Below are 5,703 nucleotides of genomic sequence, written 5' to 3' on the forward strand. Positions count from 1 at the left end.
CACCGGACCCGTGGCCCCCGTGGCCGTCTGCTCGGTGGCCCCGCCCGCGGTCCCCGGGCCGGCCACCGGGCTCGTGACGGCGGGGCCGGCGGCGGCCGGCGCGTCGGACAGCGTCGATGCCGAACCCGCCAGCACGTCGGAGGGCATGGCGATGACAGCCGCCACCGTGGTCGCGGCGAACAGAAGCTGCGGAATGCTCGGACGCGCGACACGCGCCGCGTGAGCGGCTGGACGCGCCCCCGGCGCAGGACAGGTGACGCTCCGAGAACACGGTGTTGCCGGACCCCTCCGGTGTCGAACCATGGAACACCTCTACCCGACCCGGAGCATTCGATGCATGTAACACATCTGACACTCCTCTGTCGACCGATCGAAAAGAGCCCCCGAACAGCCGAGACATGATCCTCTCTTTGGCCTGGGAGATATCACGACGGCGTGCGTCGGGTTACCGTGGAGCTTGCCGATGTGAGCCTGGGCACATCGGAAGTTGGAATGTTGTGATTGGAATGTTGTGAGTCGCATGGGCCACGAGGAAGGTGAGCCCATGCCGGAGCCAGTGATCGACGTGGTGTACGAGACCACGGACGCGGAGGACGAGTACGACCGTCAGTGCCTGGACACGGCGCTTGCCGAAGGCGGCGAGCCCGTGCCTCTGGACGAAGCCATGGCGGAACTGGGCTTCACCTGGGATGACCTGACGGGCTGACCCCCTGCGGGGGCGCGGCAAGATGGTCATTGCGACCGAGTCTGCCCTGTATGTGGTGACGATCAGGCAGTCAGCGCTGCGCGCGGTGGGCAAGCTCCCTCGGGAGATACAGACGCACCTGTCCGCTCGATGATCTCTTCTCTGGTAAGAGCGATCATTTCGGCGGGCGGGTGCCTCACCTTCTCCAAACCAAAACGCGACTACGTTCCGTCACCACGGGTCGTCACGCACGGCTGCTGACCGGATACGCCCTCCAGTCAACTGCGGAGAGGCGGTTTTTGTGGGGCTTCAGCTTGACGTTGGCATGGCGGGTTCCGGTCAGCGCAGGAGCAGGGTTGTGCCGTGGAGCAGGCACAGGGTGTTGGCCAGGGCGAAGGCGGCGACCCAGAGGCCGCCGGGGATGCCGGTGAGCTCGGCCATGGCGTCCGCGTCCGAGGAGGACGGGCCCTTTCTGCGGTGCCGGTGCAGGTCGAGGACGGAGCGGGGGCCGGACAGCAGCAGGAACCAGGTGAGGAAGCAGGCCAGCGCGCTCTGCGTGCCCGTGTCGGCCGAACGCAGCGCCAGTACGACCGCTCCGGCGGCCGCGACGATGATCGCGATCCCGAACGCGTTGCGGACGACGAGGAAGAGCGCGGCCAGCGCCATGACGGCGAGCAGCAGCGTCGCCGTGACGTGCCCGGCACGCAGCAGGGCCGCCGCGCCCAGGCCGAGCAGCGACGGCGCGGTGTAACCGGCCGCTGAGACGAGGAACTCGGTTGTCCGGTTCGGTCGTCCGTACGAGCCGGTGAGGCCGGAGGTGTCCGAGAACAGCCACACGCCGACGACCCAGTATCCGAGCAGGTAGGCGACGAGCGCGTGGCCGCCCTCGTGCGCGATGGTGTCGAGGTGGCCGCTGTTGCGCCAGGTCCGTCGGGGTACGACGGCCGCGAGCGCGACCAGGCCGGTCAGCATGACGATCCACTGTGGCGCGGCCACGCCGTCCACCACGTTGATCGCTGTTTCGCTGGCCGCGGTCATGGGCGTGCTCGTGCCACCGGTACCGATGCTCATGACGCCCCCCCGACGCGACGATCGAGCCCCTGTGGGGCATGGCCTCCGCAGGCCGCCCTCTCGCAGGCTGGCCCGAGTGGATCATTGTTGGAACGTTGCTCTTTTGGGCTTCCTGTTCGTTTATCACACAAGAAACTCTTAAAAAGAGCAACAGAATATCTACCAAGCGACTATCGGTTGTCATGATTTAGATCATGGCGAGGCAGGGAAGCGGGTTACGGCCGTACTGGGGCGGGCGGCATGCCGCCGGCATAGCTGTCCGGAAGGCTGGTGGCCGCCCGGAGGGCTGGCGGGCAGCGCGGCGACGGTGTTCTTTTCATGCCGCTGTGGGGCGGGATCCCGGCGGCGTCCCCGCGGCGCGGGGAGAGACGTTCGGGGAGAGCCGCCCGTAGCCGGGCCGATGGGCAGATCTACAAGGAAGTCCCCAGGTTCCTGAAAGCTTTCCCTCAGGCGTGACAGCGACGGTGTGTGTATGACACGTGTGTGGTTGAGCCTGGGGCTTCCCGCGGACCCGGGCCTGATCGCGGAAGCGCTCGGGCCCGATTATGATGTTCTTCCTCCGTCGAGCGAGCCGCCGTTCGAGCCGCCGTTCGAGCCGCCGTTCGAACCGCCGTTCGAACCGCAGCCGGCCGCCGCGGACAGGCCGGCCACCGTGGCTGGCGACGGGTCGTCCCGCCCACAGCCACCGAACGTGACGATCCGGACGATCCTGGTCGTGACGATGTACGACCGGGAACTGCTGCCGATCCTCGCGACCAGGCCGAGTGACACCGCCGTAGTGGTGGTCACGCCACCCGGTGTCGACGTCTCGGCGGACTTCGGGGCGCAGGTGCGAGCCGACGTGATCGGTCCCGCGACCTCGGTGGCGGACGTGGTCGCGCTGATCCACGCCGCGCCGTCGGAGGTGCCCGTATCCGCCGCGCTGGCCGGGCCGTGGTGGGTCGGGCCGGGCCAGCCGGGCGTGCCCGCCGCCGGCATCCCTGGCGCCCCGGGAGGCCCGGGAGGCCCGGAAGGCCCGGAAGGCCCGGAAGGCCCGGGAGATCCGGGAGGCCCGGAAGATCCGGGAGGCTCGGAAGTCCCCGATTACCCCACTGTCGTCGCCGATGCCGCCGCCGGAGCGGAGGGCCGGTCACCGGGTGGAGCCGGCGGTTCCCGCCGGCGGCGCAACGGGCTGATCGCGGCCGCCGCGGTGCTCGTCGTGGTCCTGGGCACCGGCGCCGCCGTGCTGGCCGCCGGTACGGGGATGGACGGTGGCCAGAACGCGGACCGTTCCCTCGCCGCGGGCGGCTTCCCCGGCGACGGCACGGGCTACGGCCGGTTCCACGGAGGCGGCTATTTCCCTTTCCCTCCTGGCAGATACGGTGAGGGATATCCACGCTACGGGGGGTTCCCGGATGGCGGCGAGCGTGGGCAAGGCCGTCCCAGGCTGGCGATCGACGGGGAAGCTCTCCAGGAATGCCTGCGGAGCAAGGGCGTCACCGTCGACGACGGCACCCCCATACGTCCGGATCTGACGGACTCCAAGACCCGTGAGGCCTTCCGGGAGTGCGTCGCGCAGCTTCGCCGCGATTCCGGTCTGCCCGGCGGCGGGCCTGGCGGGCGGACCGGGCCGGACGGGCAGGGCGCGCCGGACGGATTCGGCGGGCCGGGCGGGCCGGGCGGGCCGGGCGGATCCAGTGGATCCAGCGGATCCGGCAGTAACACCTCCGCGAGCAACACCGCCACCAGCCTGAACGCTTCCGCCAGTCTGATCACACGATGAGCGCGGGCGTCGGCGGCCTCGACTGGAGCACGGTCGGCACCAGCCTCGAGCCCGCCGAGCCGGTGACCCCGCCGCGGCGGGCGCCGCAACGGGCAGCGGGCCGGTCGCCGGTACGGCTGCCCCGGCCACTGCGGGGGCACGCGGCCGACCCGTGGTGGGCACGCCCGGCGCTGCTCGTCCTGCTGGCCGCGGCCGCTGTCGGTTATCTGTGGGAGCTGGGTGCCTCCCGGTACGCCAACAGCTTCTACGCGGCGGCGGTCCAGGCCGGCACACAGAGCTGGAAGGCATGGTTCTTCGGGTCGTTCGACGCGTCGAATTTCATCACTGTCGACAAGCCGCCGGCGTCGCTGTGGGTGATGGGGCTGTCCGGGCGGCTCTTCGGTTTCAGCAGCTGGAGCATGCTTGTCCCGAACGCGCTCGAGGGCGTGGCCGCTGTCGGCGTCCTGTACCTGGCGGTTCGTCGCTGGGCCGGGCCGCGGGCCGGGCTGCTCGCCGCCGCCGTTCTCGCCCTGACGCCCGTCGCTGTGCTGATGTTCAGATTCAACAATCCGGACGCGCTGCTGGTGCTGCTGCTCGTCGTCGCGGCCTATTGCGTGGTGCGCGCGACCGAGGACGGCGGTTTCCGCTGGATGGCGCTGGCCGGGGTGGCGGTCGGGTTCGCCTTTCTGACGAAGATGATGCAGGCGTTCCTGCCCGTCCCGGCGTTCGCGCTGGTGTATCTGGTGGCCGCGCCCACATCCGTCGGCCGGCGGCTGCTCGGCCTGCTGACCGGCGCGGCCGCGATCGTCGTCTCCGCCGGCTGGTACGTGGCGGCGGTCGAGCTGTGGCCGAAGAACTCCCGGCCCTATATCGGCGGGTCGACCAACAACAGCATTCTCGAGCTCACCTTCGGCTACAACGGCCTTGGCCGTATTTTCGGTGGTGACGGGAATCCCGGCGGGGGCGCCGGCCGGGGCGTGTTCGCCGGCCTGCCCCAGGGGGATCTGCCAGCCGGAGCCGCCGCGTACCTGAACCGGATGACGTCTCCTGGCGGGGCAGGTGGCCCGGGCGGTGACGTGTTCTTCGGCGGTGGTGGCCCCGGCGGCGGGATGTTCGGCGGTGCCACCGGCTGGAACCGGCTGTTCAGCGGCGAGATGGCCACCCAGATCTCCTGGCTGTTGCCAGCGGCGTTGACAGCGCTGGTGGGCGGTCTGTGGGTGACCCGTCGGGCCGCGCGCACGGATCGCGTCCGCGCCGGCCTGCTGTTGTGGGGCGGCTGGACGCTCGTCACCGTCGGCGTGTTCAGCTATATGAGCGGCATCATCCATCCCTACTACACGATCGCGGTCGCGCCGGGGATCGGCGGACTGATCGCTTTCGGCGGGACGGCCTTGTGGCGGGCCAGGAATTCCTGGATTTCCCGGATATTGATGGCGGCGGCGGTCGGGGCCACCGGCGGCTGGTCGTTCGTGCTGTTGAACCGCACCCCCGACTGGTATCCGGCCCTGCGGTTCGTCGTCGTCGCGGCCGCCGCCGTCGGCGCCCTCGCCCTGCTGGTCGGCCGCCGGCCGCTCACCGGCACCCTGAGCGGCACCCTGAGCGGCACCCTGAGCGGCACCGTGGTGGGTGCGGCGGCGGTCGCCCTCGCGCTGGGAGCGCCGTCGGCCGCCTATGCCGTCGAGACCGCGTCGACCCCCCATTCCGGGTCGATCCCCAGCGCCGGCCCGGCGCTGGCCGGCGGCGGCTTTCCCGGCGGGATGGCCCGCCAGTTCTTCGGGCCGGCCGGCGGCGCGGCAAACGACGCGATGGATGGCGCGACGGACGGCCGGCCGCGTGATGGTGCTTCCAGCGGTTCTGGTGGTGGCCCCGGCGGTGGTTTCGACGGCGGTGGTTTCGACGGCGGTGCGGCCGCCGGCTCCGAAATCGTCCAGCTGCTCAGGGATGGCCAGGCCGGCCATCGCTGGGCTGCCGCGACGTCCGGATCCCAGACCGCAGGTGTGCTCGAGCTGGCCAGTGGTACGGCCATCATGGCGATGGGCGGATTCAACGGCGGCGACCCGGCGCCCACCCTGGACCAGTTCAAACAGTATGTCGCGGCTGGTGACATCCACTACTACCTCGCGGGCGGCGGGGCTGGCCGGTCAGCCGCGCCGGGCGCGTCCGCGGGCGCCGCATCCGCCGCGGGTGGCTCCGGCGACGGCGGGCC

The 5,703-nt window shown here is 70.8% G+C and carries 4 protein-coding genes and 1 pseudogene; 4 read left to right on the forward strand and 1 reads right to left on the reverse strand.

All coding sequences use genetic code 11. The features are described from left to right. Both NBW84_RS21875 and NBW84_RS21880 read left to right on the forward strand, forming a co-directional pair. Positions 1-223, forward strand: a pseudogene (locus NBW84_RS21875) (hypothetical protein); the annotation flags it as partial. Positions 224-520: 297 nt separating this feature from the next. Further along, entirely contained in the window at positions 521-706 is a 186-nt protein-coding gene (locus tag NBW84_RS21880; protein WP_250286984.1) for a hypothetical protein, read from the forward strand. A gap of 318 nt (positions 707-1,024) precedes the next feature. Here NBW84_RS21880 and NBW84_RS21885 read toward each other — a convergent pair whose 3' ends face one another. Continuing rightward, entirely contained in the window at positions 1,025-1,756 is a 732-nt protein-coding gene (locus tag NBW84_RS21885) for a M50 family metallopeptidase (protein WP_250286986.1), read from the reverse strand. Positions 1,757-2,228: 472 nt separating this feature from the next. On the opposite strand from NBW84_RS21885, the gene NBW84_RS21890 reads away from it, so the two are divergent. Then, a complete protein-coding gene (locus NBW84_RS21890) occupies positions 2,229-3,518 on the forward strand; it encodes a hypothetical protein (protein ID WP_250286989.1) in 1,290 nt (429 codons plus the stop codon). After that, on the forward strand, positions 3,515-5,703 hold a 2,189-nt coding region (locus NBW84_RS21895; protein WP_250286991.1), incomplete at its 3' end, for an ArnT family glycosyltransferase. The genes NBW84_RS21890 and NBW84_RS21895, both read left to right, overlap by 4 nt.

Source organism: Protofrankia sp. CiP1_Cm_nod2 (assembly GCF_920664355.1).
GTDB lineage: Bacteria > Actinomycetota > Actinomycetes > Frankiales > Frankiaceae > Protofrankia.